The 25,273-nt window shown below is 67.8% G+C and carries 20 protein-coding genes and 1 pseudogene; 6 read left to right on the top strand and 15 right to left on the bottom strand.

Annotated elements, in window-relative coordinates; genetic code table 11:
* Window positions 1-201: 201 nt before the first annotated feature.
* The 3 genes and pseudogenes from ACFQVD_RS09140 to ACFQVD_RS09150 form a co-directional block, all read right to left on the bottom strand.
* A pseudogene (locus ACFQVD_RS09140) lies at window positions 202-324 on the bottom strand (SDR family oxidoreductase); the annotation flags it as partial.
* 283 nt (window positions 325-607) lie between these two features.
* On the bottom strand, window positions 608-1,960 hold the full coding sequence (locus ACFQVD_RS09145; protein ID WP_343971026.1) for a hypothetical protein: 1,353 nt from the start codon (window positions 1,958-1,960) through the stop codon (window positions 608-610).
* A gap of 1,008 nt (window positions 1,961-2,968) precedes the next feature.
* Window positions 2,969-3,514, bottom strand: coding sequence for a YciI family protein (locus tag ACFQVD_RS09150; RefSeq protein WP_343971019.1), 546 nt, complete (start codon window positions 3,512-3,514; stop codon window positions 2,969-2,971).
* A gap of 442 nt (window positions 3,515-3,956) precedes the next feature.
* On the opposite strand from ACFQVD_RS09150, the gene ACFQVD_RS09155 reads away from it, so the two are divergent.
* Genes ACFQVD_RS09155 through ACFQVD_RS09165 form a run of 3 tightly spaced genes read left to right on the top strand, consistent with a single transcriptional unit; the run spans window position 3,957 to window position 5,116 of the window.
* Window positions 3,957-4,391, top strand: coding sequence for an SRPBCC domain-containing protein (locus ACFQVD_RS09155; protein ID WP_343971015.1), 435 nt, complete (start codon window positions 3,957-3,959; stop codon window positions 4,389-4,391).
* Window positions 4,378-4,746: an ArsR/SmtB family transcription factor gene (locus ACFQVD_RS09160; protein WP_343971013.1), complete on the top strand. Its 369-nt coding sequence runs from the start codon at window positions 4,378-4,380 to the stop codon at window positions 4,744-4,746. Before ACFQVD_RS09155 ends, ACFQVD_RS09160 begins: the two co-directional genes overlap by 14 nt.
* A complete protein-coding gene (locus tag ACFQVD_RS09165) occupies window positions 4,733-5,116 on the top strand; it encodes a VOC family protein (protein WP_343971010.1) in 384 nt (127 codons plus the stop codon). The genes ACFQVD_RS09160 and ACFQVD_RS09165 overlap by 14 nt, the downstream gene beginning before the upstream one ends.
* Before the next feature lie 255 nt (window positions 5,117-5,371).
* On the opposite strand, the gene ACFQVD_RS09170 is transcribed toward ACFQVD_RS09165, so the two are convergent.
* The 3 genes from ACFQVD_RS09170 to ACFQVD_RS09180 all read right to left on the bottom strand — a co-directional run bounded on the left by ACFQVD_RS09170 (window position 5,372) and on the right by ACFQVD_RS09180 (window position 8,871).
* Window positions 5,372-5,941 carry a TetR/AcrR family transcriptional regulator gene (locus ACFQVD_RS09170; protein ID WP_343971007.1) on the bottom strand — a complete coding sequence of 190 codons (570 nt, stop codon included), beginning with the start codon at window positions 5,939-5,941 and terminating at the stop codon, window positions 5,372-5,374.
* A gap of 41 nt (window positions 5,942-5,982) precedes the next feature.
* On the bottom strand, window positions 5,983-7,509 hold the full coding sequence (locus tag ACFQVD_RS09175) for an MFS transporter (protein ID WP_343971004.1): 1,527 nt from the start codon (window positions 7,507-7,509) through the stop codon (window positions 5,983-5,985).
* A gap of 354 nt (window positions 7,510-7,863) precedes the next feature.
* Window positions 7,864-8,871: a hypothetical protein gene (locus tag ACFQVD_RS09180; protein ID WP_343971001.1), complete on the bottom strand. Its 1,008-nt coding sequence runs from the start codon at window positions 8,869-8,871 to the stop codon at window positions 7,864-7,866.
* Window positions 8,872-8,949: 78 nt separating this feature from the next.
* Between ACFQVD_RS09180 and ACFQVD_RS09185 the strand changes: the two genes are divergently transcribed.
* The gene (locus ACFQVD_RS09185) at window positions 8,950-9,540 is read left to right on the top strand and encodes a TetR/AcrR family transcriptional regulator (protein WP_343970999.1); all 591 of its coding nucleotides are present in this window, start codon (window positions 8,950-8,952) and stop codon (window positions 9,538-9,540) included.
* Window positions 9,541-9,591: 51 nt separating this feature from the next.
* On the opposite strand, the gene ACFQVD_RS09190 is transcribed toward ACFQVD_RS09185, so the two are convergent.
* From ACFQVD_RS09190 to ACFQVD_RS09200, 3 genes are all read right to left on the bottom strand, one after another.
* Window positions 9,592-9,963 carry a DoxX family protein gene (locus ACFQVD_RS09190; RefSeq protein ID WP_343970997.1) on the bottom strand — a complete coding sequence of 124 codons (372 nt, stop codon included), beginning with the start codon at window positions 9,961-9,963 and terminating at the stop codon, window positions 9,592-9,594.
* Window positions 9,960-10,142: a hypothetical protein gene (locus ACFQVD_RS09195; RefSeq protein ID WP_343970995.1), complete on the bottom strand. Its 183-nt coding sequence runs from the start codon at window positions 10,140-10,142 to the stop codon at window positions 9,960-9,962. Before ACFQVD_RS09195 ends, ACFQVD_RS09190 begins: the two co-directional genes overlap by 4 nt.
* A 316-nt stretch (window positions 10,143-10,458) precedes the next feature.
* Complete coding sequence (locus ACFQVD_RS09200) at window positions 10,459-11,127, bottom strand: class I SAM-dependent methyltransferase (RefSeq protein WP_343970993.1); 669 nt, start codon at window positions 11,125-11,127, stop codon at window positions 10,459-10,461.
* A gap of 61 nt (window positions 11,128-11,188) precedes the next feature.
* On the opposite strand from ACFQVD_RS09200, the gene ACFQVD_RS09205 reads away from it, so the two are divergent.
* Window positions 11,189-11,827 (top strand): TetR/AcrR family transcriptional regulator, encoded by a 639-nt coding sequence (locus tag ACFQVD_RS09205; RefSeq protein ID WP_343970990.1) that lies wholly within the window; start codon window positions 11,189-11,191, stop codon window positions 11,825-11,827.
* Here the strand turns inward: ACFQVD_RS09205 and ACFQVD_RS09210 are convergent.
* From ACFQVD_RS09210 to ACFQVD_RS09220, 3 genes are all read right to left on the bottom strand, one after another.
* Window positions 11,824-12,579 carry a recombinase family protein gene (locus ACFQVD_RS09210; protein ID WP_343970987.1) on the bottom strand — a complete coding sequence of 252 codons (756 nt, stop codon included), beginning with the start codon at window positions 12,577-12,579 and terminating at the stop codon, window positions 11,824-11,826. The two genes, ACFQVD_RS09205 and ACFQVD_RS09210, sit on opposite strands and share 4 nt — an antisense overlap.
* A gap of 148 nt (window positions 12,580-12,727) precedes the next feature.
* Window positions 12,728-13,603, bottom strand: coding sequence for a DUF4158 domain-containing protein (locus ACFQVD_RS09215; RefSeq protein ID WP_343970984.1), 876 nt, complete (start codon window positions 13,601-13,603; stop codon window positions 12,728-12,730).
* A gap of 295 nt (window positions 13,604-13,898) precedes the next feature.
* The gene (locus ACFQVD_RS09220; protein ID WP_343970981.1) at window positions 13,899-14,591 is read right to left on the bottom strand and encodes a GNAT family N-acetyltransferase; all 693 of its coding nucleotides are present in this window, start codon (window positions 14,589-14,591) and stop codon (window positions 13,899-13,901) included.
* 97 nt (window positions 14,592-14,688) lie between these two features.
* Between ACFQVD_RS09220 and ACFQVD_RS09225 the strand changes: the two genes are divergently transcribed.
* Window positions 14,689-15,423: a TetR/AcrR family transcriptional regulator gene (locus tag ACFQVD_RS09225; RefSeq protein WP_343970978.1), complete on the top strand. Its 735-nt coding sequence runs from the start codon at window positions 14,689-14,691 to the stop codon at window positions 15,421-15,423.
* A gap of 1,019 nt (window positions 15,424-16,442) precedes the next feature.
* Here the strand turns inward: ACFQVD_RS09225 and ACFQVD_RS09230 are convergent.
* The 3 genes from ACFQVD_RS09230 to ACFQVD_RS09240 all read right to left on the bottom strand — a co-directional run bounded on the left by ACFQVD_RS09230 (window position 16,443) and on the right by ACFQVD_RS09240 (window position 24,796).
* A complete protein-coding gene (locus ACFQVD_RS09230) occupies window positions 16,443-18,248 on the bottom strand; it encodes a hypothetical protein (RefSeq protein ID WP_343970975.1) in 1,806 nt (601 codons plus the stop codon).
* 130 nt (window positions 18,249-18,378) lie between these two features.
* Complete coding sequence (locus tag ACFQVD_RS09235) at window positions 18,379-21,426, bottom strand: hypothetical protein (protein ID WP_386368458.1); 3,048 nt, start codon at window positions 21,424-21,426, stop codon at window positions 18,379-18,381.
* A gap of 220 nt (window positions 21,427-21,646) precedes the next feature.
* Window positions 21,647-24,796: a hypothetical protein gene (locus ACFQVD_RS09240; protein ID WP_386270838.1), complete on the bottom strand. Its 3,150-nt coding sequence runs from the start codon at window positions 24,794-24,796 to the stop codon at window positions 21,647-21,649.
* Window positions 24,797-25,273 lie beyond the last annotated feature (477 nt).

Consider the following 25,273-nt stretch of genomic DNA (forward strand, 5'->3'; position numbering starts at 1 on the left):
GCGTCAAGGTCAAACCAGCGGCGCTCTTCGTCGAGATACAGCCGGGCATGCCGTCACCCGGGCCCGTCGCGACCGGCGGTTCGCCGCTGTGATGGACTCACGCAACTTGGTCAGCCGCTGTCCAGCGTGCGCAGCTCCTCGGTCTTGCGGTCCGCGGTGAACAGCATCCACTCGCTGTCGCTCACGCCGTCATGAGCATGGTCAGAGTGCGTGGCCGCCGGCGACCTGCAGGACTTGCCCGGTGGCCCAGCGGGCCTGGTGGGAGGCCAGGTACACCACCGCGTCGGCGATGTCGTCCGGCTCTCCGCACCTGCCCATCGTCTTGACCCGGGCGTCGTACAGCTCCTGAGCCAGTGCAGCCTGCTCCGCAGACAACTGCGGTCACCCGGGTCGGCTACCAGGAAGTCGAGCGGTCGTTCTTCTGCCGCGTCTGCCAGCGCGCCGAGCGCGTAAGGCGGCCGCGGCCGCGCTGCTGGCCTGCCTTGACGCGCTGTGACGGTACTCCGGTCGACGCCGGTCGTGGTCAGAACTCGTCGTCATCGAGCTGGCGGCGCAGTTCCTCATCGGTGATGCCGGTCAGCCACTCCCAGCGGGCGGCAGTGGCGGCTTACCCGTGACCGCGGTGGACGCAGAAGAGCTGGTCTTCGGTGCCGTAGGGTTCCCGGTAGGAGACGATGGCGGGGCCTTGAGCGCTCAGGTGGCCGGGCAGCCGGGTGTCGGGGCTCCAGCCGGCTGAGTTGAAGCTGGTCCACCACAGGCTCTGGTCGCCGGAGCCGCGGTGCACGCAGTACAGCCTGTTGTTGAAGACGGCCAGGGCAGGGCCCTCCGCACTCCGGTGGGCGGGCAGCCGGCGGGCGGTGCTCCAGCGCGTGCCGTCGAAACTGGTCCACCACAGGAAGTGGTCAGAGCCGCCGCCGCGGAACACGCAATACAGCACGCCGGCGTAGACGGCCAGAGCGGGGTTGGAAGCCGTGAAGTGGCTGCCGAACGGCTGGTCGTTGCTCCAGCTGGTGCCGTTGAAGCGGGTCCACCACATCTGATCGCTGTTGGCGTCCCGGTAAGCGCAGTACAGCATGCCGTTGAAGGTCGCCAGGGCCGGGCCTCGGCTGGACGCGCCGTTCATGCGGGTATCGGGGCTCCAGCGGTTGCCGTCGAAGCGGGTCCACCACAGGCCCCTGTCGTTGCCGCCGCCGCGGTGCACGCAGTACAGGAAGTTGTTGTAAACGGCCAGGGCAGGGCCGTCGGCGCTGCGATGGGCGGGGAAGGCGACATTGTCGCTCCAGCCCTCATTGCTGCCGGGGTCGTAGGCGGTCCACCAGAGCGATTCGTCCCGGTCCCCGCGGTGCACGGCGTACAGCCGGCTGCGGAACTCCGCCAGCGCCGGATTGGACCTGGACAGGTGGCCGGGAAATCTCTCGTTCTCGCTCCAGTTGTGGGAGGTGTTCATGGTCGTCCACCACAGCGAGGTGTCCTGCCTGGGGGCCAGGGAGATGGGGAGGAGCATCCCCGGGGCGAACCAGGGCGACACCAGCCGACAACCGTGGTGCCTGCCGATGGCCTGGATGATAAGAGAACGGATCTGGAAGGAGAGCTCGATCAACCGGCCGAGCACCCTGGGACGGACGGCCCTGGCTACGATCTCCCCTACCAGCTCCGAGATCTCGGCGGCGGCTTCGGCGGCGGCGGCGTTGAGGACGATCTCAAAGCCCCACCATCTCGCGTTGGCGTACACCTGCATACCGTTGGCGCTCAGCTGCGCCTCGATCTGGCGAGCCCTGTCTTGGTCGGCTTGGGGGAGCCGACTGGTCTGCTCCTCGAATTCCTTGCGGGCTTTGTCCAGATACTCCCGGGAGATCTGCTGCGCCTCCTCGTGGGAGACGGAGTACGGGATGGCCTGCCAAGCGGCGAGGGCGTCTGCCTCGGCTCCGGCTTGGTCCTGGCTGGTGCTTTCATCGGGCATGCGATCACGTCCCATTCCGTAGGAGGATCCGCCGCGAAGCTCGTCAGCGGCCTTGAGTATCCGGCCGTGCCCCACTGCTGGCAAGAGCGTTCGGGTGGCCGCAAGCGGCCACAGGCACAACGGACCGTCTCGGGCCGGTTGGATGCGTGGTCGCAGGCCACTGGGCCTCCGCCGTCCGGGTCCGGCGTCGGCAGCGGTTTCTAGACGCAACGGCTTGTCTGTGCGCAGGGGGCTCGCTCCGGCTCTCGCGTTCGGCGCCGAGGTCCTCCCTCCAGTTGGCGGCAACGGGTAACACGCGGACCGGTGCAGGTCACAAGGGTGCGGACGGCGAGGTCACGGACGATGACGTTGACGGCGTCGGCGCCCAGCCGGGGGCCGAGGTCGCCGTGCCGGTCGACGCGGCGCAGCAGTCGTCCGGGGGTCTCCCCCGCCTCGGCGAGTACGGCGATCCAGTCGGTCCAGACGGCGACGGGGTCGGTCAGCGGGTGGCTGCCGCGCGGGACGGCGATCGTCTCGTCCCGGCGGTCCTTGTCGGTTTTGTCCGCCGCGGTGTACCGCTCCGCTCCGGCGGCAGCCGCTCCCGCCTCAGCCCCGACCGTTGCCTTCGCCTACTGCAGCGCCGGCGGCAGTACCTTCACGGTCTTCTGTGAGGCGTGGTGGCAGGGCGGCACGGACCCGGCCACCGCCAAGTGGAGCGACGGCCCCAACAGCATGAGCATCAGCACCAGAATCTCGGACCCGGTGGCTCGCTACACACAGGGGGGCGGCAGCTGCATACCCGGGTCGTTGTGGGGGGCCAAGCTCACCATCACCGACGCTGCCGGCGCCGTCACCGAGAGATGGGTCTCTGGCGGCCGCGCCTGCCGGGGCTGATACGCGGCGAGTTATGGCGCCGGTAGTCCAGCCGTAGCCTGCCGCGACCGAAGCCGGAGCGCCCCTGTTGTCATGGGTGCTCCGGCCATGGCTTGTGGTTGATCCGCACCGTCTACATCACTCCCGCGCCGTTGATCATCGTCGTCCGCCGAACTCCCAGTCGTGGACTTCGATATCGGCATAGCGGTCCGGGGCCAGGACGGTGCGGGCCGTGTCCCGATCCCTCGCTCGGATCAAGGCTGCCGTGCCCAGCCAGGTGGCGCCGTCGTCGGACAGTAGCGACCCGTAGGCGATCAAGTCGTCCCGCCGGTCGGGCGGTGGAATGAGGTCGGCGGCCTGGCCCGTGCCGAGGCCGAGAACCAGATAGCGGTTGCCGCCTTCGCGGCTACCGGGGAAGTCCCACATGGTGCGGCCCAGGTGGTTGCGCCAGCGGCGCAGCAGCACGTCCCGGTACACGCCGGCCTGGTAGTTGGGCTCGCCGAAGGCGAACGTCCGCGCGGCGGCGGGGTCCGGCAGGTCGACGATGTGCACACTGCCGGAGGCCGTGTCGCCGTCGAGGGTGGGGCCGCGGGCGATCAGCTGCGCATCGTAGCGGTCCATGTAGGACCAGTGCTCCTCGGCGAGCTTCTCGCGCAGCGCTGCGGAGCCGGGCCGGTCACGGTGGTAACAGAAGAATTCCATGTCGAGCCTATCTATCACGGGTTGCGGCAGAGGCCGGTGCGCAGCGGGGTTTCGCTGATCAGCCAGGCCATGGTGAAGGCGGCGACGGACAGGGCGGCAGCATCACCGTCGGCGGCTACTGGCTGGGCGCCCACCTGCGCCTCCCCGACAGCCGTGCCGCCGCGCCGCTCCATGACCTACTCGCCCTGACCGCCTCGGGACGCGTCCACCCCATGGTGGGCGCCGAGTACCCTCTCGACCAGGCCGCAACCGCCCTGACCACCCGCCGCACCACCGGTAAGGTCATCCTCCGCGTGGCGTGAAGCCCTTCTGCAGCAGAAGCCCGCCATCAGCCTGCTTCCGGGATGGCGAAGGGCACCCTGCTCCCCTGTGGCTTGTGGGCGGCGATCGCAACCTGTAGGTTGCCATTAATGGCAACCTACAGGTTGCGAAAGAGGGTGGCATGGGTTCGGACGCGATCGAACGTGTGGTGGTGCTGCGGCACCCCATCGAGCGGGTGTGGGCCGCGCTGACCACCGCGGAAGGGCTCTCGCGGTGGTTCGGCTCGGTGGCGGAGATTGATCTGCGGCCCGGTGGGCGCGCGTTCTTCCGTTGGGACGACCTGGACGAGGAATCCGTCGCCACGATCGTGGTGGTCGACCCACCACACCGTTTCGTGTTCAGGTGGGCGATCGAGGGCCTGCCGGAGGATGACGCACCCCGGACGCTTGTGGACCTCACCCTGGAGCCGGTGCCGGGCGGTACCCGGCTGCGCCTGGTGGAGAGCGGGTTCGCCCAGGCCGCCGCCGACGTGGCCCACTCTGCCCACAAGGCCAACAGTCAGGGATGGGACGCCGAGCTCGTCGACCTGGAGACCTACCTCGATGCGGCCGCCTGATGCAGAAGGGCAGGCCGTCGCGGTGTTCGCGGCGCTCACCGATCCGACGCGGCGGGCGCTGCTGGAGGAGCTCGGCCGCGCCGGGCCCGCAACCGTCACGGATCTGGCGCGACGGTTGCCGATCAGCCGCCAGGCGATCGCCAAGCACCTCGGCCAGCTCGCCGAAGCGGGCCTGATCAGCGTCGGCGAACCGGCCGGCCGCCGCCATCCCTACCGGCTGGAACCAGCCGCCATCCGCACAGCCCAGGTGTGGCTGGCCAAGCTCGCCAACCGGTGGGATGACCGGCTGGCCGCGCTGGAACGCGCACTGGACGTCACCGACACGAAGGAGTCAAGCAACGATGAACAAGCCTGAATTCACCGCCGGCCTGAACATCGCCATGAAGATCCCCAAGGCGCAGTACGAGGCCACCGTGGCCTTCTACCGCGACACCCTGGGTTTCGACGTCAAAGAAGACGACGTCTCCTACGCTCCGACCGTCTCGAGAACTCATTCGGTGCGGTTCGGACCCAATACGCTGTGGCTCGACTGTGTCGACAACTACAGCCAGCCCGACCTGTGGCTGCAGCTGCACACCGACGACCTGGACGCGGCAGCGGCCAAACTGGCCGACAGCGGTATCCACCCGTGTGACGAGGTCGAGCCCCTGGAGAGTCTCGATTCCAGAACCCACTGGATCAAGAACCCGGCCGGTGTCGTGCATCTGCTCGCGGAGTCCGCCTGATCCCGATGTCGCGATGAGGCATCCCAGCGAGGTGAGCGGCCACCCTCGCGGTATCGCGGAGCCGAACGCCCGGTTTCACGAGTCGCTCAAGCTTCGATGACACAAGCCCAAGGTTTCCTATCGCAGCACAGTGGACGACCTTCACGCCGCGACGGCTTACCGGCTGACCAGGGCCAACACCAGCGCGTGTACCTGGTGACAGCTTCGTTTGCGACAGGCCGTTTCCGGGCCGAGGGCCGTACGGTCCCCATCGGCTCAGTTGCGGACGGCTCGCTGCAGGACGGCTTGGATGTGATCAGGGTCGGCGGGGGCGTTGTCGAGGAGGATCGCGGTGCACAGTCCGTCGGAGGCCGCGACGAGGGCGGCGATGGCCGCAGGGTCGTCGGTCAGCGTGGTGGCGAGTTCGGCGATGTTCTCCCGCCAGCGTCGTGCCACGGGTCGCAGTGCGGGGCGGCGGGCGGCCAGGGTTGCCAGCTCGCGTTCGGCCAGGGCGCGTTCACGTCCGGGACCGGCGGACTCGGCGATGAGGTGGGCCAGGCCGGTGAGCTTGTCGCCGGGGGTGTCGATGATGTCGCGGATGCGGGCGGTGTAGGCGTCGGCGACACTCGTGAGGGCGGCGACGAGCAGGTCGTCGAGGGTCGCGAAGTAGTAGGTGCTCAGGGACGTCGTGGTGCCGGCCTGTTTGGCGACCGTGCGATGGGTGACGCCTGCCGCGCCGTCGCGAGTGACCACGGCAAGGGTGGCCTCGATGATCTCCGCGCGTCGTTTCTCGCCACGCGCGCGGCGTCCGTCGACGTGCTCGCTGTCGTCGGTGGTGTCGTCCATGCTGCTCCTCGGCCCGACCTCCAGGATAGTCGGACCATCGTTCAAACGCCGGTGTCGCGGTTCTGCGCCTCCCCGAGTGTGGGCACGTGACGCAGCATCCCGAGGCACAGCACCGTGGCAGCGGCGATGGCGACCCCCGCGACCAGGGAAGCGATGTTGAGTCCGCCGGTGAAGGCCTGCTGGGCCGCCTTGACGGTCCCGGACGGAAGGCTCCCGGCGATCGCCATGGTCGCGTTCAGGCTGTCGGTGAGGGGACCGAAGGTCTCCGATGACAGGCCTTCAGGCACTGTCACCTGGGTGCGGTAGACGGCGGTGGTGAGACTGCCGAGCAGGGCGACGCCGACGGCGATGCCCAGTTCCTGGACCGTCTCGGAGATCGACGCCGCCGACCCGGATCGCGCTGCCGGCACTGCGCCCACCACCATGTCGGTGCCCAGGGCGGCGAGGGCGCCCAGCCCGAGATAGACGAACGCGAAGCCGACCGCCACAGCGACCTCGTCGTCGAGTCCCGCGGTGGCGAGCAGCGCGTAGCCGGCGAGGGACGCCCCGAGGGCGGCGCCCATGACCGAGCCGGGGCGGAAGCGCCGGGCGACCAGGGGAGCACCGATGGCGGCGGCGAACATCGCCAGCGCCGGTGGTCCCATCCAGAGCCCCGCGTCGAAGGGCGTGAGCCCTTCGACGAGCTGGAGGTACTGCGTGACCAGGTACATCGAGCCCCCGACTCCGACCAGGCCGATGAGCAGCACACTCAAGGCCACGGTGAAGGCCCGGTTGCCGAACAGCGTCACGTCCAGCAGTGGGTCGGGGAGGCGGCGTTGGCGGCGTACGAACACGATTCCGGCCAGAACGCCCGCCATGGCACAGGCGAGGGTTGGGCCGCCGGGACCGTCGGAGGCGATGCGCTTGACGGCGTAGATGACCGGAAGGATCGCCGCCAGGGACAGGCCCACGCTGATCAGGTCCAGTCGGCCGGTGGACGGGGCCGCGTACTCGGGGAGCAGGGCGCGCGCCCCGGCCAGGACGACGAGGGCGATGGGCACCGCCGTCAGGAACGGTGCTCCCCACCAGAAAGAGTCCACCAGCGATCCGCCCACGATCGGCCCGGCGGCCATCCCGAGCGCGAACATCGTGGCCCAGACCCCGATCGCGACCGCGCGCTGACGCGCGTCGGGGAACATGTTCGAGATCAGCGACAGCGTGGAGGGCATGAGCGTCGCCCCGGCCACCCCCAGCAGGGCTCGCGCGAGGATCAACAGCTCGGCCGTGGGGGCGAACGCGGCGAACACCGAGGCCGCCGCGAAGGCGATCATCCCGATCTTCAGCAACCGGCGCCGCCCGATCCGGTCGCCCAGCGTGCCCATGGTGATGAGGAACCCGGCGACGAGGAATCCGTAGGCATCCATGATCCATAGCAGTTGGGTGGCTGACGGGGACAGATCGGCCGCCATGCTCGGCACCACCAGGTACAGGACGGTCACGTCCAGTCCCAGCAGCCCGGTCGGCATGGCCAGCAGGCCCAGGCCCGCCCACTGGCGCGCCCCTGCCCGCGTGAACTGTTGCTGCGTCATCACGCCCCCTTCACTCTCATTATGTTGAACGATAGTACAACTAGTACTATCGTTCAACATAATGAGATCAGGCGTGAAGCGGGTGGCGCCGGTCGGGTCCAGGACGTGCATCCTTCGAGGAGGCTCCGCCTGCGGCCTGGCACCGGAGCCACCGCGACTGCGGCGTTCCTGGCCACGATCGCCAACCCCAACACCGCCGAGCGAATAGGCAACGAAGCACACCAAGATCGTGCTCAGCGCCAACGGCTGTACCGCCGTTCCTCAACCCCGGATGACGACGCTCTGGCCCCGGCGGCCGGCGTTGGTCGTGACGGATGTCACGGGCGCGCCGCCCGCGATCCTCGATCGCCGGAGTCAGCGATCGCCGTGCGCGCCGGTGAAGATGGTGCCGATCTCCGCCATCCGCTCGGCCGCATAGCCGGGGTCGATCAACGCCTCGGGGGTGTGGAGGCCGGGCGGCACAGGGGCGCCGCGCAGGCCGAGCAGTCGCTCGACGCCGAGGGCGACGCCGAGCGCCGTCAGGGGACGCTGCCCCTCCGGGTGGAGGAGGTGGCGGCTCGTCCTGAGTGGCGCGCCCGCGCGGTCCACGCCTTCGAGGTCGATCTTGACCTCCGTGGACGCGGGCCCGCCGCGCCGCCTGCCCGCCGATTCGCCGATCGCGAACGCGAAGCGGACGTTGGGCGCGCCCGTCGCGAGGGCCAGGCTCGGCACGTCGAGGATGGGGACGATCTGGCCGGGCAGCACGGCGCCGTCGACGCTGGTGACCTCCACCTGCGCGTCGGGGCCGCCGACCCAGCCGAAGACGCCGTCGCGGCGGACGTGCCCCGCCGAGGTGGCGGCCAGCAGGCGTTCCATGTCCACCATGGCCGCGGGCCCGCCGCCGTCCTGTTCATCCAGCACGCCGCTGACCTCGATGGTGTCGAGCCGGTCGAACTCCCTGGCGAGGCCGAGCACCGCGAGGACGACGAGCCCCGCGTACCAGTGGCTGGCCAGCAGGATCGGCGTCGCACCGGCTCGCAGGCCGGCGGCGACAACCTCGGGTCCGATGTCGACCAGGCCGCTGGAGATGCTGACATACGGCAGGCCGCGGTCCTGCGCGTAACGCAGTCCGTTCAGGTGGCTGTCCCACACCGTTGCCACGACCGCCGAGTAGCCGTCGGTCTCCTGGAGGCCGAGGTCGCCTCGCCGCAGATCGATGGTCGCGGCTGTCGCGCCGCCGAGCTCGTCGGCGACCCGCCGGGCGCGACCGAGATCGCGACCCGCGATCGTCAGCGGCAGCTCCGGGTACCACCGGCGCAGGAGGGTTGCGGTCCCCGCGCCCGCCTGGCCGGATCCCCCCATGATCAGTACGGAGTGCTCCACGGTGATGTCCTCTCACTAACCTACATTCTGTAACTTACACTTTGTAGCTTAAGCTGGGAGACGACGCAAGGGAGGACGATGACCACGGGATCGACCCGCCTGTCCAAGCCGGCCAGGCGGGAGCAGCTGCTCGACACCGCCATGGCGATCGTGCGCGCCCACGGCACCGACAGCCTCACGCTGCTCAGCCTGGCGGAGGCCGCCGGAGTGAGCAGGCCAGTCGTCTACGACCACTTCGGCACCCGCCCCGGCCTGCTGATCGCGCTCTACCGGCGGCTCGACGAACGGCACCGGGCCGCCTCGAAGGAGGCCCTGCGTGACGCCCCGGCCCTCCCCCGCGAGATCGCCCGCGTCCTGAGCGCCGCCTACTTCGCCTGCGCCACCGACATGCCGGAGTGGACCGCCATCTCGGCCGCGCTCAAGGGGAGCCAGGAGATGGAGGCGATCGAGCGCGAGCTGCTCGACGGCTACACGGACCTGATGGCCACCGCCCTGCGGCCGTACTCCGGGCTCACGCAGGAAGCCCTCCGGCTCCGCTGCGTCGGCGTGCTGGGCGCGGCCGAGGCGATCGCCGCAGAGCTGAACCGGGGGCGTGCCACCGTCGCCGCGGCCATCGCGGCGCTGACGGACCTGACCGTCGACAGCATCGACGCCGGAGCTCAGGACTGACGCTGTCGCGGCCCGTTGTGCGGTTGTGCTGGGCCTCTCACTCGGCAGAGGTCAGAAGGCGTAAAGGCCGAAGCGGCCCCAGGCGATGACAACGGACAGCACGAGCAAGGCCACGTTGACGGCGACGCCCGACGACTCCTTGCGGCGGGCGTGGGTGGCGGCTGCACCGAGCATAGTGATGGCCAGGCCGGTAGCGGCCAGCGGAGTGAGGGTTGGGGCGATGTCGGTGACGGCGGGCAGGATCAGGCCGACGGTACCGAGAAGTTCGACCACGCCGATCAGGCGAACCTGGGTGGCGGTGAAGTCCTCCACCCAAGGCATCGCGGGGCGCAGCTTCTCCTTGGGCCGGATGGACTTCATCACCCCGACCAAGCCGAAAGCGGCGGCCAGGATGGCCTGCAGTATCCACAGGAATACGTTCATATCAGTAGCTCTCCATTGGACGATGCAGAGGTGCTCGGCCTGGGGTGCTCGGCCTGGGTGAAGGTCTCACCGTCCAGCCGGATCACGGCTCGAACGTCGTGCCAGTCGTCTTCGACCATCTCGCTGCGACCGCCCACCACCCGGCCGACTGGTCGCAGGGTCACGGTGTCGGTTGTCATGGTGATCTCCACGTTCTAGTGGCGCCTGAGGGCACCGCGGTGTTTGGCAAGAGTGTTCGAGCCGGTTGAACAGCACGGATTCGCCGTTCAGGTGAATCGGGGTTCAGCCGCCGGAACCCCGGCCGCAACTGCCGCACACGGACCTGCCGGCGAGTCGGCGGCACTCACCGCGACCGATCAGCCTCAAACGCCACCTGGACTACGAGCGGCGCTCAGAGCCATCACCCAGCACTTCGACCACTACGCCGCCCAAGCTCGACTTGCTCGGGCGGCGTGAAAATTGCCACAAATCTACAGAAAACCGGACCGGAGATTGCTAGGCGTCGCGGCGCAGCGTGAACCAGAAGGTCGGCACCGAGTTGGTGCCCGGTGTGACGTCGAGTAGTTCCCAGCCGGGGAACCTGGCGCGGAGCTCGTCGGCTGTGACGCCCGCCGCCCACGACGTGACCTCGGGGATCGGATTACCGAGCGGCTCGGGACCGTACCCGAACATCAGCAACCGTGCTCCGGGAGCGGCGCGGTGGGTGAGCCCGGCGGCGTAGGCGTCGCGGCGGTGCAGCGGGACCCCGCAGTAGCAGCTCAGGTCGAAGAACAGGTCGAAGGGGCCCGGCACGTCCAGCTCGTCGAGGCGGGTGGCGTCTCCGTGCAGCAGCCGTACCGCCACTCCCGCCTCCGCAGCCTTCTCCCTGGCCTGGTCGACGGCGCGGTCGATCAGGTCGACGGCCGCCACCTCCCAGCCGTGCCGTGCGAGGTAGGTGGCGTTGGTCCCCGTGCCGCAGCCGAGTTCGAGGGCGCGGCCGGGCGGCAGCGCGCCGTGCCCCTCTACCAGGGCGACCAGCTCGGGCGGCGTCACGCCGGTGTCCCACGGTGGCTTGCCGGTGCGGTAGTAACCCTCCAGTGCACGGTGGACGGACTCCTCCTCCGGGTCTCGCCGCGTTGAGGCCAGGTCCGGTTCCGGCTTCTGGGTGGCGTTGGTCTGGTCCATCGTCTCCTCCAAGAATCTAGAGTTGAACTCTAGTGACATGCTCTAGAGATATACTCGCAATATGGACAAAGTCAAGCGGCCGGACAAGCGAGCCGAGCGCTCACGCCGCACCCGCGAAAAGATCGTCGAGGCGGCTCGCGAACTGTTCGTCGCGCAGGGCTACGGGGCGACGAACCTGCAGGAGGTCGCGGACCGGGCAGGCGTGGCCGTCCAAACGGTCTATTTCGTCTTCCGCAACAAGCGCACGCTGTTCAAGGGCGTCGTCGACACATCCATCGCCGGGGATACCGAGCCGGTCGCCACCATGGATCGTGAGTGGTTTCGCGCCGCATGCGCCGAGCCCACCGCAGCCGGACAATTACGCGCGCACGTCCACGGCACCCGCGAGATCCTGGGCCGGGTCGCCCCGATCATGCCGCTGATCGCGGCTGCCGCGGCCACCGACCCCGAGATCGCCGCACAGTGGCCGGACGGCCCCGACCCGCGTTACACCGTGCAGTACGCAGCGGCCGAAGCCCTGGCCCGCAAGCCCGACGCCCGTCCCGGCCTCTCCATCGAGATGGCGGCGGACCTGCTGTTCGGCCTGCTCAGCCCGCAGCTCTACCTGATCTTCGTACGCGACCGCGACTGGTCGCCGGACACGTGGGAAGAGTGGGCCCGCACTGCCTTAACCTCCCAACTCTGCGCCGACCCCGGCTAAGCGGACGGACGTCCGGTACGGATCGGCCGAGTTCGGGTCTCCGTGGGTCGGCCGCCGTGGTTGCCGCGTGTGGCGGCGGCTTGCTGGCCTTCGAGGGTTTTCTCGCGGATGTAGTCGCGGTCGAGCTGGGCGGTGACGGCGAGTACGGCGAAGAGCATGGAGCCCACGCCGTGCGGGTCGTAGATCCCGGTCAGGGGTCCGGTGAGCAGCTCCAGTTGCACCCCGCCGCCTTGTAGCAGGGAGGAGAGGGTCATCAGCTCGGCGGCGTTGCGGGCGAGGCGTTTCATCTCGTGCACGGTGAGGACGACCGGCTGGTCCGGGGCGGCGGTCTTGATCTCGTGGGCGAGGGTGAGTGCTTTCTCCAGTTCGGGGCGGATCTTGATGCGGGTGCTGATCTTCTCGGAGAACACCCGTGTGCAGTGCGCGGCCGCGAGGGCGTCGAGCTGGCTTTGCAGTTCCTGGGTGGCGGTGGAGCAGCGGGCGTAGCCGATCCGGATCGGCGTCCCGTTCGTTTCCGGCTTCGCCGGGGCGACATCGGGGCCCTGTGTCCACTTCTTGCCCGGTCCGCGGTAGGCGGGGACGGGCGCGGTGAGTTCGTCCCGTAGCGAGGGCACGAGGATGAACCGTGCGGTGTGGTACTTCGCGGCGGTCTTCCCGGCGCGGGTGCGGCAGGCGCTGTCGGCGGGGACGTCGCATTGCGGGCAAGGGTGGCGTTCGACCGCGGCCGCGGCGTCGTCGGGTCCGAGTTGCATGCCGTCAATCTCGCAGAACACTGTCAAAACCAAGGGTAGTTGTGAGAGGTGTTGTGCGAATCGCGACCTGCGGGTCTTCGGCTCAGATCGGGGTGTTCGCAGAACTGTCACAACTGGTCATTTATGAGAACACGAACCGTCACCACCATTACACAGAGCTACTTTGCCTCCGGTGACACCGACCCGAGTCCCGGGCCATGTCCCGCATGTCGCCCACGTCGGTCACCCGGGCTTCACCGGCGAAATGTGCGATCTTCGTGGCTGGGATGCCGTTGAGCCACTGCTCGGTCGCGCCGAGCTCGTCGAGCGCCTGCAGGTGGGCCAGGCGCAGCTTGAACATGCCCAGCGTTGCCGCCTTCGCCGGTGTCTTCAGCCGGTCGAACTCGCTGCGTCCCGATGTCGGGTCCAGCCACAACAACCGCGTCAGCCGGGCCTTGGCGGCCAGGTCGATCCGTGCCGCGACCATCGCGTACAGCGCGATGTTCGTCTCCGTCCGGATCGCCGCGACCATCCGGTCCAGCGTGGAGAACCCTGGCAACTCGCGCCGCGTCCGCACCAGCTCCTCCAGCGCCACGTTGATCAGATCGGCCGGGTTGTCCTTCGTTGTGACCGCCCGGCGGATCGCCTCCTCGGCGATCGCACGGGCCTTGCCCGAGTCGTAATTCACGCCCATGAATGACCGGACCAGCCCGCGATGCCACTTCGCGGTCCGGTCGGCATCATGCTCGGCCGTCACCTCGCCAGACAGATCCAGCAGACCGCGCACATGCTCGACCACCGCCGCGGGGACCTCGTCCAGCTTCGGGAAATGCCCCAGCCGTTGATACGACTTCAGCCACACCACCAGGGCCAGCAAATGCTGATCGCTCTGCGTCTTCTCCCGTGCCCACGCGACCTCGGCGACCGTCGGCGTGAACGCCTCAGCCAGCTCCCGCGCGGGAACCACCCTCTTGAACCGCGGATACGCGGTGCGATCGATCGCCGTCACAACCCAGACCCCGAGCAGAAGACCGATGTAACGCATCGGAGCCTATCCAGCACGCGCGGTCCGATACTGCGCGGGTTTTGCTACACCAAGCTGATCATCCCGCCGTCCAAGAACCTCGTCGTACAGCCACCCCGACCAGCAGCTTCGGGAGCTCATTGCCCCTTTCACTCGTATCCCGGCGGTCCCCCTATGTGGGCCGACCCTCTTTGTGGGTTATGAGTCTTTAGTCCGTTTATAAATGATCTTGAAACTGACTGAGCGCCTTTACGTTGTAGATTAATAACTCTGAGGCACCATCGCGCCTGCACCCAGGTGGCGGTGCGGCCCGGGATCATTGACGCTTGGCGGACGTCCGCGCTCCGGCCTCGGCCTCCTCAGCAGCGCGGCCGGCGCTCCAGATCATCGTCCGCTGGTGGACCCGCCGGCCGTCGTGCCGGAGGCCGGGCACCAGTGGTGCCGGGCCGTGCTCGGCGAAGCCCATGCGCTCAAAGAACCGCACCGCCCGGGTGTTCTCGACCAGGGTCTGCAGGTGACAGCCGGGAGATCCGGCCTCCCTGAGCCGGTCAAGCCACCGGCTCATCAGCCCGTCGGCGGCGCCGGTCCCTCGCGCCTCGGGTGCCACGTTGATGTGCAGGTGCGCGGGCCACCTGGCGTCGGCGAACTCGCCGACGCCGGGCTCCCTGCGGACCGCGGCCCACGCCAGATCGGCCAAGCTGCGCGCGAAGAAGGCCGCGGGCCTGGGTCGGAAGACCAGCCGGTAGGTCCTCATCGCCTTCTCCATGCGCTCGCCCTCCCCGGGGAACCTCGCACTGTCGAGGCATCCCGTCAGGTAGCCCACCAGGGCGCCCCCGGCGACGGCGACGAAGAGCGAGTCCGGCTCCAGCTCCATGTAGGGGTCCAGGTAGACGGCCGCCTCCGAGTCCACGTGCCCCCACAGCGACGCCGTGGGGGCGCCCTCGCCCACGCGCTCGAACAGCTCGCGCAGCTCGGCGCGGTCGCTCGGTGCGAACGTACGGATCTCCATGACGCCCCCCTCATTATGTATAGCCTACTCTGTACAACATACACAATTACTAGGCTATATGACGTACACAGATTCCGACCGCACGAGAGGATGTTCGATGGCAGAGCTGCCACCCGTCGTGGCGCGGATGTGGGGCCGCGAACCCACCACGCGCAGAGGCCCGAGGCCGCGCCTGGACCTGGCCACGATCACGATGGCCGCCATCGAGATCGCCGACACCGAGGGGCTGGCCGCCGTCTCCATGAGCAACGTCGCCGCCCAGGTCGGCGTCGCTCCGATGGCGCTCTACCGGTACGTCGGCAGCAAGGACGAACTGCTGACCGTCATGGCGGACAGCGCCGTGCCCCCACCGCCCGAACGCGGGAACCTGTCCTGGCGCGCCTACCTCGCCATGTGGACCCGGCTCACCCGCGACCTCCTGCTGTCCCGGCCCTGGCTGCTGGACCTGCGCCAGAGCACCCCGCCCATGGGCCCGCGGCGACTGCTCTGGCTTGACCGGGCCCTGGACGCGCTGTCCGGTACCGGGCTGGACGACGGCCAGAAGTTCAACGCCGCCACGGTGCTGACCGGCTACGCCCTCACCGACGCCACACTCACGCACTCGCTCGGCGCCGGTGGCAAGGAGCTCGCGGCCAGAGCCAAGGGAGCCACCGAGTACGGCGAGATACTCACTGAGGTCCTGGACCCCGCGACGTACCCGGCACTGTCGGCCATGATGCGCTCCGGCCTGCTCAGGGACTCCACCGGCTGGACGGAGGACGCCGACTTCCGGTTCGGCCTCGACCTCCTGCTGGACGGCATAGAGGCGCTGATCGCCCGCCCAGCCCGGTAGCCGGCCCCGGCCGCTGGGTGAGGAGGAGCGCGAATATCACCTGGCATCGGGGGATTTCCAGGCCCTTGACAACAACCGAACGGCCAACGACGTTAGCGAGCCGGAGCGGGCCGAGATATCGCCGTCCACCGTTCCGATGCGCTGTTGTGGCTGTTCAGGGCAGGTCGAACGCCAGGGTGAGGGGTCACGCCTTCGCGGCGGTCTTCTTCGGCTGCCGGGGCACGATGGCGGCCTTGTCGAGGCGAGCGTGAGCGTACTGCGGGTTGGTGTCCTGGCCTATCCAGGCTGCTTCGCGTCCGAGGTGTTCGGCGTACCCGATCTCTTGACGATGGCCACACACGCGCCGCCCTCTTCGCCAAGCACACCGGGCGACGCCCGAGGGACTACCGCGCGGCCTTCCGTCGTGTCGACTGATCACTCGGGCGACCAGAGCACCGGCCTGCCCGGAATCCCTGGAGCACCTCAGCAGCTCCTGGCCCGTGTCGCCGCCCACGCGGCCCTGTGGGCCGGAACGCACCGCGGCCGACGTGACGACTGACCATATGCCGGCCTGGCCGACCTGCTGCTCACACACGGCCTCCTGTTCACCCCGGCTGACCGGTCCGCGCACATCCAGCCCGGTCCGCCGGGCTCGTGCTTCGCCGACGCCACACGGATCGCCGATGCGCACGATCGGCGCTCCGGTTGTCGATGACCGCCGCCGATCATCCCTGCCCGGTCGCGAGACAGCTCCACGATCAGCTCTCGAATACCCTGTCAGGGCCGCTTCAGGCGCTCGCCGCCTACCCGGCCTCGCCGCGGGGCCGTCAGTCGCGGGTCAGCCCGCCCGACCGACTCGCGCCAAGTCCTGCTCCGCACTCCCGGACGGGGACCGTGGAGTGGAACTCGATCATCGTTTGCCGAGCGGGCACGAAGCACATGGCAGTGATCTCCGCGGGCGCGTGCCCCGCGGAGATCACTGCCCAGTGGCTACGGTCCGGCCGGCCGGTGGTCCGATGCCGCTGAGACGGTGTGGATCGTCAGCCCACCGGACCGTTGATCACAATGTTGTCGACCGTCATGGCACCGCTGTTGTGGATGCCCCAGATGAGGTAGTAGTCGTCGAACGCACCGGTGGTGAACGTCACCGATCTGCTCTTCACCCCGGAGCCGGTGGAGTCGGTCAAAATCCCGCCCCACCAGTCGTTGCCATATCCCCCGCTGGTGGTCCGCGCCAGGAAGTAGTGCTCGACCTTGGGGTTCGCAGGCCCGAGAATCCGGTACCGGTAGGTCACCGTGTAGGTCGTCGAGCGCTTCAGCTTCATCTTGGCCCTGTTCGAGATCAGGAACTCCGTCCACTCCCCGTTGGGCAGGCTCTGACCGTAGGCCGAGTAGGTTCCCGACACCACCTGCGACTTGTCCGAGGTGATCCACATGGAATGGTCGACGCCCCATGTGGAGTAGGCGGTCTTGTCGTACGAGCCCGACTCGAAGTTCTCCCCGATACAGCGGCACGGCCCAGAGGAGCCGTCGTAGTTCATCTTCCACTCCACATTGCCTCCGAGAGGACCGGCACGGCCGATGTTCGTCGGCTTGACGGTGATCTTCTGGTCATCGAAGGCGGCGGGAATCGTCGTCTCGAACCCGTGGGAGTCGCCATACTCCGGATGGGCATCACGGATGTCGGTACGGAGCTGGAAGGCTGAGGCCGTCTTGACCAGCTTGCCGTCCGCGAAGATCGAGACGTCTACCGGCGAGCGGGTGTCGGGGTCGATCGCCCAGCCCTTGACCAGGATGTTCTCGCCCTGCCAGCGCACTTCGTCCAGCGCCCCGAACGGATCGTGCCGGGAGTTCTGGGTCATGCAGCCAAGCTGTTTCCCCACTCCCCCAGAGTCGGCGTTCACACAGAGCTCGCTGGGGGTGCCTTCGAGCCCGTCATGCTTGATCCACACTTCCCAGCCATGGTTGGGGCCGAACGTGGGGAAAGCCTGGGCGATGTCGGGGCGCGGCAGGGCGGCGCTGTAGCCGCGGAAAAACTCTTTCTTGTCGCGGAATCCACTGAATGTCGCGTAGGAGGCGGTATAAGGATCGATCATCCAGCCGCCGATCACGGAGTACGCGCCCGATTCGACGACCGCGAGAGGAATCCGGTACTCGATGGCGCCGAACGCCCGGGAGTCGAACTCAAGGCATCCGAGGTCGGTGACCTTGGTGGTGGTGTAGAACGCCGATACGCAAACCTGGTGCAGCCCTCTGGTCGGTGGGATCTGGACGTCGAAGTTGAACCCGTGCGCGTCACCGTAGGGGGTGCCCGGCCTCGGGGTGTTGGCCCAGCTTGTGACCTGCGCCTGTCCCGATGTGCCGCCGATCACTTGGACGGTCTTGGAGGGGTAGGCGCTGTTCGCGGCCCATCCCTTGACGCGGACCCGTCCTCCCGCCTCCAGGATCGCCTCCTCGAGTTTTCCCACCACCGTGTTGGTTCCCGGGTCAGTGGTGGGTGCCGCGTTGGGCTGCTGCGGGAGCTTGAGGAAGCCGTCGGGAGTCCGGTCCAGCCGCCGCGTCTTCGGTGGTTCGACCTTCCGCGTGCCCGACAGGTCGGGGAGTTGGGCGCGGTCGAGCTCGCTCGGCGTGTAGGGCGTGAACTTCTCCTTTTCCTTCGACTTCTCCTTTTTCTTTGTCCCCGGCTCCGGCTCCTTGACCGTATCCGCGGGGTTCCCCGCGGATACGGTCAGCACCGGCGCGTTGGCGAGTGTGCCTCCGGCGGCCTGCGCCGGTGGCGCCGTCGGGAGGAGCAGGAGCGCACACAGCACGCTCGCCGCTCGCAGGGCATTGGTTCCTCTTCGCATGGTCATTCCTCTGACTCCCTGGACGGGATGAGATGGGGAACAGACGTCGGTGGGGCGGATGAAGGCCACGGACCGCGCATCCGGGTTGTCATGTGGACGGGTTCCATCCAGGGGCTCCGTCCGGTCTCTTTCATCGGGCGGAGGGACGGGTCATGGTGTCGTAGGTTTCGAGGAGTTTGTGGGCGGTGGTGACGGGGGCGAGGGTTTCGGTGTAGGTCTTTTGTTTGAGGTTCTTGGAGTGGTGGTCGTAGCGCAGGCGCAGGGTGTCGGCGGTGTGGTAGGCGAAGGCCGCGATGGTGTTGGCCAGCGGGTCCTGGCTCCACCGGGCAACAGGCAGCTGGTTCTTGTACCAGGTCAGACAGTTGGTCAGCCAGGCGTGCTGCTGGCCGGCGAAGGGATTGAGAGTGGCGGCGCAGGCCGCGTCAGGGGTGGCGGCGCAGGAGCTGTAGGTGTTTTGCGCCGTGCGGAAGATGGTGGTGATGGTGGTCTCACCGGGGGTGTCGGCGGGAAGGCGTTCGGCGCCGTGCAACAGGACCTGCAAAAGCTCGTCGTCGTCGAGAGCGGTGGGGAAACCGGCCGCGGTGTAGGCCTGCAGCAGACGCAAGGCGGTGGACAGCTCGGCGTTGGCCTGGAAGAGAGGCTTGCCCGGGGTGGTCAACTCGGTGACGACGGCGTCGTAGTAGCCCTTCTGGCGTTCGGTCAGGAACCGGGTGACCTGGGTGCGGACGGCCTGCTGGGGCTCGGGATACTCGGTGAGCGTGGCGGTCTCGGCGAAGGACTGCCGATAGCCGCCGCTGACCCAGCGATCAAGGTAGTACTGGCTGGGATTGCAGACCGACGGGGGTTCGGGGCTGGAATCGGGCTTGCGGCAGACGGTGGGCACCTCCCAGGTCTTGGTCCAGGTACGCAGCGTCTGAGGCGGATTCGCAGGCTGGCCGGGAGCGCTGGGCCAGGTGATGCGCAGGTGCATGGTGACCGACAGGGTCGAGGTGATGGAGTCCTCGGTGAGGGCGAACTGGTGGCAGTAGCCGAGAGTGGGCCGGGAGCCTTCGGGGAAGGCGTATCGGGCCATGGGAATGGCGTTGCCGCTGTAGGTGACGTTGGCGGGCCGTTCGAGGTTGATGATCGGGCCCTGCCCGGAGCCGCCGGTGCAGAACGGCACGATGTCGGGAGGCGCGGGCTGGGTGGCGATGGCCTGGTCGGCGGTGCCGAAGAGCTTGTAGTCCTTGTTGTCGACGGCCTGTTTCTGCAACGGCAGCAGGGCCGCGTTGAAGTCGGTGGCGGCGTTCTTGTAGTCCTCGACGAGCCCGGTGTAGAGCTTGTTGGTGTGGGACCCGTCGGGGTTGGGAGTCGGGGCGGGTGTGCTGAGCGCGTCGACGGCGTCGTCGATGTCCCGGCCCGCGGCGACGAGATCGGCGGTGCGCTGGGGATTCATCTGGGCGGCGTAGACGGGGTTCTCCGCGGCGAGCTGACGGTAGCCGGTGGCCATCGACAACCAGACCGCGGCATTGGGGATCTCCGCCACACCGGCCGGCACACCGGCCGGCCACCCGTACTTACGGTTGCCGTACCAGGTCAAGAACCCGATCGCGCCACCGGTCTCCTCATACAGATCCAGCGCGGCCACCGGATCGTTCTCATGAGTGGGATAACTGCCCCTGCTGGGCACGAACGGAGCCTCCCGCGCCTGCGACGTCCCAGCGAAATGAACCAGGTTCATCGTGCTGTCGAACTCTCCGACGGTCGGGATCGGCTGCTGATGGGTCTCGCGATACCGGAGATGCTGGCTCAGCGCCGCCCGGACATTCTTGAGGTGATCGTTCTGCAGGGACTTGATGATCTCGCTCGACCAGGTGTCCACCTTCTGCTCGATGCCGTGGAGCTGTCCCTGGATCTGGGTGAGCTGGGCGACCGACACCTGCTGCAGTTTCAGGACCTCGTCGAACTTGCCCAGCATCTCGGTGTAGATGACGTTGAGATTCTTGTTCACCCGGGTGAACTGCTCGTTCATCGCGTTGTGCAGGCCTGCCACCTGCTGACGGAGCTCGCCGACCTGCTTGAGGATCATCTCCTCGGGACTGGGCTGACCGGCCTGGAAGAGCGGGAGCAGGGCGACGACCGTGGTGATGACGGTCTTGGCGAGGTCCGCCGTCCCGGCCGAGAAGACCGCCTCCCGCCAGCCCTTGCCGGCGATCTTGGGAAGGTATTCGTTGACGGCGGTGGCGACCTTGATGACCCCGTCACAGACGGCGGCCATCTTCTGCGCTTCCTTGGGATTGGTCAGCCCAAGGATCGAGGTCAGAAGCCTGAGCCCCTCCCCTGCCGCGTTGATGCTCTCCTGCCGCGTCTTGGCGCGTTCCGCCGCCAGGTCGTAGGCACTGGGTGGGGTGGGAGGCGCGTAGGTGACCCAGAGGAAGGCGCCGTCGCTTCCGTTGTGCAGAACCTCGATGTCCTTCACCGTCTGCTTGACGTTCTCGTTGCTCTTGGCCAGCAACTGGTTCATCTGCTTGACGATTTCTTCTTTATGCTTCGGGTCGCTCGGCGGGAATTTCATGATTGCTTGAAGGTCGACGGCGTCTTTCAGGGGCGAGCTCTGCAGCAGCTCGTCGGTCGTGGCGCTCGCGGTGATGCCGGAGTCGGCACCGATCTCGGCGTTCCACGCCCTGACGGCGGGGTGATCGGCCCCCCGCTGCGCGCTCAACTCCCGGATCGTCGCCGCCGCCTTCTCGTTCAGCCCCCGCAGAACGACGGCCGCCTCGGCGTCGGCGGACCTCTGGCTGGAGAGGGACTGCCGCCAGTCGTCGTATCGCTGCGGGGAGGCGGGTAGTTCGTTCACCAGTCCGTTCAGCACCACACCGATCTCGCGATACACCGGGTCGGACTCCGCCAAGGCGCCGATCCGGACGAGGGCGTCGGCCTCATGGCCGGCTCCGGGATAGGCGCGATCCAGCTTCGCGCCGATTCCGGTCTCGGACGCTTTGATGACCTGGGTGTAGTGCTCCTCGCTCGCGGCTGGGTTGCGGGTGACCTCAGCCACATGGAGCAGGCTGAGTACGACGTCCTTGAAAAGCTGCGGACTGCGTAGACGCATCGTGGCCGCGTGCAAGACGGTGTCGATCCGCTGCTGGCCGTCAAGGGACAGCTCGGCGTGCGCGGGCGCCGCGAGTGTTCCGTGCAACAGCGACGCTGTCAGCACAAGGGGAAGACCCCCTCTTATCGCCCTGGCCAGACGGGCTACCACCGACCCGCCACGGGTTCTGCTCGATCTCACCGATCGTCCTCCTTCGGATCCGCCGATGGCGGATCCGCCTATGCCGCGGGCCGGGAGAACGAGCGCCGATGACTCCGCCCCTCGTTCCCCGGACCACGTGCCTGGTGTTGTCTGTGCTGTCAGCCGGTCATGGAGTGGGGGTGTGAATCACGGTGTCGTAGGTTTCGAGGAGTTTGTGGGCGGTGGTGACGGGGGCGAGGGTTTCGGTGTAGGTCTTTTGTTTGAGGTTCTTGGAGTGGTGGTCGTAGCGCAGGCGCAGGGTGTCGGCGGTGTGGTAGGCGAAGGCCGCGATGGTGTTGGCCAGCGGGTCCTGGCTCCACCGGGCAACAGGCAGCTGGTTCTTGTACCAGGTCAGACAGTTGGTCAGCCAGGCGTGCTGCTGGCCGGCGAAGGGATTGAGAGTGGCGGCGCAGGCCGCGTCAGGGGTGGCGGCGCAGGAGCTGTAGGTGTTTTGCGCCGTGCGGAAGATGGTGGTGATGGTGGTCTCACCGGGGGTGTCGGCGGGAAGGCGTTCGGCGCCGTGCAACAGGACCTGCAAAAGCTCGTCGTCGTCGAGAGCGGTGGGGAAACCGGCCGCGGTGTAGGCCTGCAGCAGACGCAAGGCGGTGGACAGCTCGGCGTTGGCCTGGAAGAGAGGCTTGCCCGGGGTGGTCAACTCGGTGACGACGGCGTCGTAGTAGCCCTTCTGGCGTTCGGTCAGGAACCGGGTGACCTGGGTGCGGACGGCCTGCTGGGGCTCGGGATACTCGGTGAGCGTGGCGGTCTCGGCGAAGGACTGCCGATAGCCGCCGCTGACCCAGCGATCAAGGTAGTACTGGCTGGGATTGCAGACCGACGGGGGTTCGGGGCTGGAATCGGGCTTGCGGCAGACGGTGGGCACCTCCCAGGTCTTGGTCCAGGTACGCAGCGTCTGAGGCGGATTCGCAGGCTGGCCGGGAGCGCTGGGCCAGGTGATGCGCAGGTGCATGGTGACCGACAGGGTCGAGGTGATGGAGTCCTCGGTGAGGGCGAACTGGTGGCAGTAGCCGAGAGTGGGCCGGGAGCCTTCGGGGAAGGCGTATCGGGCCATGGGAATGGCGTTGCCGCTGTAGGTGACGTTGGCGGGCCGTTCGAGGTTGATGATCGGGCCCTGCCCGGAGCCGCCGGTGCAGAACGGCACGATGTCGGGAGGCGCGGGCTGGGTGGCGATGGCCTGGTCGGCGGTGCCGAAGAGCTTGTAGTCCTTGTTGTCGACGGCCTGTTTCTGCAACGGCAGCAGGGCCGCGTTGAAGTCGGTGGCGGCGTTCTTGTAGTCCTCGACGAGCCCGGTGTAGAGCTTGTTGGTGTGGGACCCGTCGGGGTTGGGAGTCGGGGCGGGTGTGCTGAGCGCGTCGACGGCGTCGTCGATGTCCCGGCCCGCGGCGACGAGATCGGCGGTGCGCTGGGGATTCATCTGGGCGGCGTAGACGGGGTTCTCCGCGGCGAGCTGACGGTAGCCGGTGGCCATCGACAACCAGACCGCGGCATTGGGGATCTCCGCCACACCGGCCGGCACACCGGCCGGCCACCCGTACTTACGGTTGCCGTACCAGGTCAAGAACCCGATCGCGCCACCGGTCTCCTCATACAGATCCAGCGCGGCCACCGGATCGTTCTCATGAGTGGGATAACTGCCCCTGCTGGGCACGAACGGAGCCTCCCGCGCCTGCGACGTCCCAGCGAAATAAACCCAATTCTCAGCCACGTCGTATTCGGCGAACGACGCGACGGGCTTACCGCTTGACCGCCTCAGATGCCGGTTGAGCGCCGTGCGGGCCTCCTGCAGGGCGCCGTTCTGCAGGGACCTGATGATCTCACTCGACCAGGAGTCCACCTTCCGCTCGATGGTGTGGAGCTGTCCCTGGATCTGGGTGAGCTGGGCGACCGACACCTGCTGCAGTTTCAGGACCTCGTCGAACTTGCCCAGCATCTCGGTGTAGATGAGGTTGAGGTTCTTGTTCACGGCGTCGAACTGCTTGTACATGACGGTCTGGAGTGTGACCACCTCCTGGCGGAGCTTGCCGAGCTCGGTCAGGATCCGCATCTCTATGCTCGGCTGACCGGCCTGGAAGAGCGGGAGCAGGGCTCCGATCGCGCCGAGGATGTTCCCGGTGAGCACCACCGATCCCAGGGAGAAGATGGCGTCCTGCAATCCCTTCGCGGCGATCTTCGGGAGGTAGTCGTTGATGGCGCTCGCGACCTTGATGGCCGCCTCACCGAGGTACTTCACCCTCCTGCCGCTCTCCTTGTCGGCGAAGTCCACGACGCTGACGAGCCCTTTGAGTCCCTGCTCGGCGTGCTTGATGTACTCTCTGCGTTGATCGGCCCCCTCCTTCGCCCGTTCGAAGGCGGACTTGCAGTCGGCCAGGGCGTCCGTGCGGATGGCGACTCCGGGCGCGCAGGGCGGTTCCGCGGGAGCGGAGGTGCTCCAGAGGAACGCGCCGTCGTACGTGCTCTGCAACTCGTCGATCGCCTCGACCGCGTCCTTGATGATCTCGTTGTTCGCCGCCAGCAGGACGGCCAGCCTCTTGTCGACCTCCTGCTGCCATCTGGGGTCGCCCGGGGAGTACTTGAGAATCTCGCTGAGCCCGACCACCTCGTTGAGCTCGGCGTCCGCCAGGAAATCCGCGGTCGTCGCACCGGCGGTGATACCGGATCGGACACCGACCTGGGAGTTCCAGACCCGTACCGCGGGGTGATCCACGCCCAGGTCCAGCGCCACCTTCCGGATCCGGCCCGCGCCGGCGAGGCTCACCTCGTCCAGGAGAATGGAGGTCTCCTGGACGGTGTACCGCTGCGCGGCGAGCGCGTCCGACCAGCTGTCGTACCGCGAGATCGGTGAGATGACCAGATCGCGCAGCGCGTTCTTGACGGTGGCGGCGACTCCCTCCATTCCCGGAACCTGCGCGCCCACCCTGGCGATCCTGGACATGAGGTCCACGCTGTCCTTCGCGTCGGCCTCCGAGCCGAGTTTCTGGTCGATCTGTTCCGAGGCGGCCTGAAGCCGGCTGAGATACTGCTCCTCGGTCAGCCCCGGCGAGGTGAGCACGAGTGTCCCCAGATACTCGCTGAGCAGGCTGTCCCTGTACGGCTTCGGGCTCTTGAGGTGCGTGGCCGTCGCGTGCAGCCTGGTGTTCAAAGCCTCCTGTTGCGCCGGCGACGGATCGGCGTACACCGGGGGGGCGAATGTTGCATGTGTCAGGCTCGTGGTGAGCACGACGGTCATCACCGTCGCGACCAGCCGGCTCAGCCGGGACACCCGTCCCCGACGTCGTGGGCGGTCAATTTTTCTCCATCTCGACCTCACTGAGGGTCCTCTCGCATAGATGTCGGCCGTGGAAGTCCGGCCTGAGTGAACTCGGCGATGGGGAGGCCATCTGTCCGAGGTCGCGCCGCGAGAGCTCGGGGCTACGGCCTTCCGCGAAGCCGTGCGTGGTGACATACCTGGTCGGCGGCCGGCCCAGGTTCCTTCGTTGTCCGGCACGGAGACTGCTGGGGAGGCGAGTTGCCGCTACGAGGTCGTCATATGGGTTTCCAGAGCAGATGCTCCGTGCCCGGCACGCGGAGGTGACGGACTCGGCATCGTCGGCCGGCGCGTGTCGTCACCGGCGTGGCGGAGGGCCGATGTCATCCCATGTCGTATTCGATTCACGCCCATCTGGTGTGGCTTCTCCGTCAGCAGCGCGTGAGTCCATCCACATCCGGGAGAGGAGGTGCCCGCGACGTTCCCACCGGC

Origin of the sequence: Streptosporangium amethystogenes subsp. fukuiense, from assembly GCF_042665875.1 — a bacterium.
Taxonomy (GTDB): domain Bacteria; phylum Actinomycetota; class Actinomycetes; order Streptosporangiales; family Streptosporangiaceae; genus Streptosporangium; species Streptosporangium fukuiense.

What these genes read in the sequence shown, in the direction of transcription:
- ACFQVD_RS09165 (WP_343971010.1), top strand. Translation starts at nt 4,733, where the DNA reads ATGAACAAGCCTGAATTCACCGCCGGCCTGAACATCGCCATGAAGATC.
- ACFQVD_RS09150 (WP_343971019.1), bottom strand. Translation starts at nt 3,514, where the DNA reads ATGGAATTCTTCTGTTACCACCGTGACCGGCCCGGCTCCGCAGCGCTG.
- ACFQVD_RS09145 (WP_343971026.1), bottom strand. Translation starts at nt 1,960, where the DNA reads ATGCCCGATGAAAGCACCAGCCAGGACCAAGCCGGAGCCGAGGCAGAC.
- ACFQVD_RS09155 (WP_343971015.1), top strand. Translation starts at nt 3,957, where the DNA reads ATGGGTTCGGACGCGATCGAACGTGTGGTGGTGCTGCGGCACCCCATC.
- ACFQVD_RS09230 (WP_343970975.1), bottom strand. Translation starts at nt 18,248, where the DNA reads ATGCGAAGAGGAACCAATGCCCTGCGAGCGGCGAGCGTGCTGTGTGCG.
- ACFQVD_RS09185 (WP_343970999.1), top strand. Translation starts at nt 8,950, where the DNA reads ATGACCACGGGATCGACCCGCCTGTCCAAGCCGGCCAGGCGGGAGCAG.
- ACFQVD_RS09195 (WP_343970995.1), bottom strand. Translation starts at nt 10,142, where the DNA reads ATGACAACCGACACCGTGACCCTGCGACCAGTCGGCCGGGTGGTGGGC.
- ACFQVD_RS09205 (WP_343970990.1), top strand. Translation starts at nt 11,189, where the DNA reads ATGGACAAAGTCAAGCGGCCGGACAAGCGAGCCGAGCGCTCACGCCGC.
- ACFQVD_RS09170 (WP_343971007.1), bottom strand. Translation starts at nt 5,941, where the DNA reads ATGGACGACACCACCGACGACAGCGAGCACGTCGACGGACGCCGCGCG.
- ACFQVD_RS09220 (WP_343970981.1), bottom strand. Translation starts at nt 14,591, where the DNA reads ATGGAGATCCGTACGTTCGCACCGAGCGACCGCGCCGAGCTGCGCGAG.
- ACFQVD_RS09175 (WP_343971004.1), bottom strand. Translation starts at nt 7,509, where the DNA reads ATGACGCAGCAACAGTTCACGCGGGCAGGGGCGCGCCAGTGGGCGGGC.
- ACFQVD_RS09225 (WP_343970978.1), top strand. Translation starts at nt 14,689, where the DNA reads ATGGCAGAGCTGCCACCCGTCGTGGCGCGGATGTGGGGCCGCGAACCC.
- ACFQVD_RS09210 (WP_343970987.1), bottom strand. Translation starts at nt 12,579, where the DNA reads ATGCAACTCGGACCCGACGACGCCGCGGCCGCGGTCGAACGCCACCCT.
- ACFQVD_RS09215 (WP_343970984.1), bottom strand. Translation starts at nt 13,603, where the DNA reads ATGCGTTACATCGGTCTTCTGCTCGGGGTCTGGGTTGTGACGGCGATC.
- ACFQVD_RS09160 (WP_343971013.1), top strand. Translation starts at nt 4,378, where the DNA reads ATGCGGCCGCCTGATGCAGAAGGGCAGGCCGTCGCGGTGTTCGCGGCG.
- ACFQVD_RS09190 (WP_343970997.1), bottom strand. Translation starts at nt 9,963, where the DNA reads ATGAACGTATTCCTGTGGATACTGCAGGCCATCCTGGCCGCCGCTTTC.
- ACFQVD_RS09200 (WP_343970993.1), bottom strand. Translation starts at nt 11,127, where the DNA reads ATGGACCAGACCAACGCCACCCAGAAGCCGGAACCGGACCTGGCCTCA.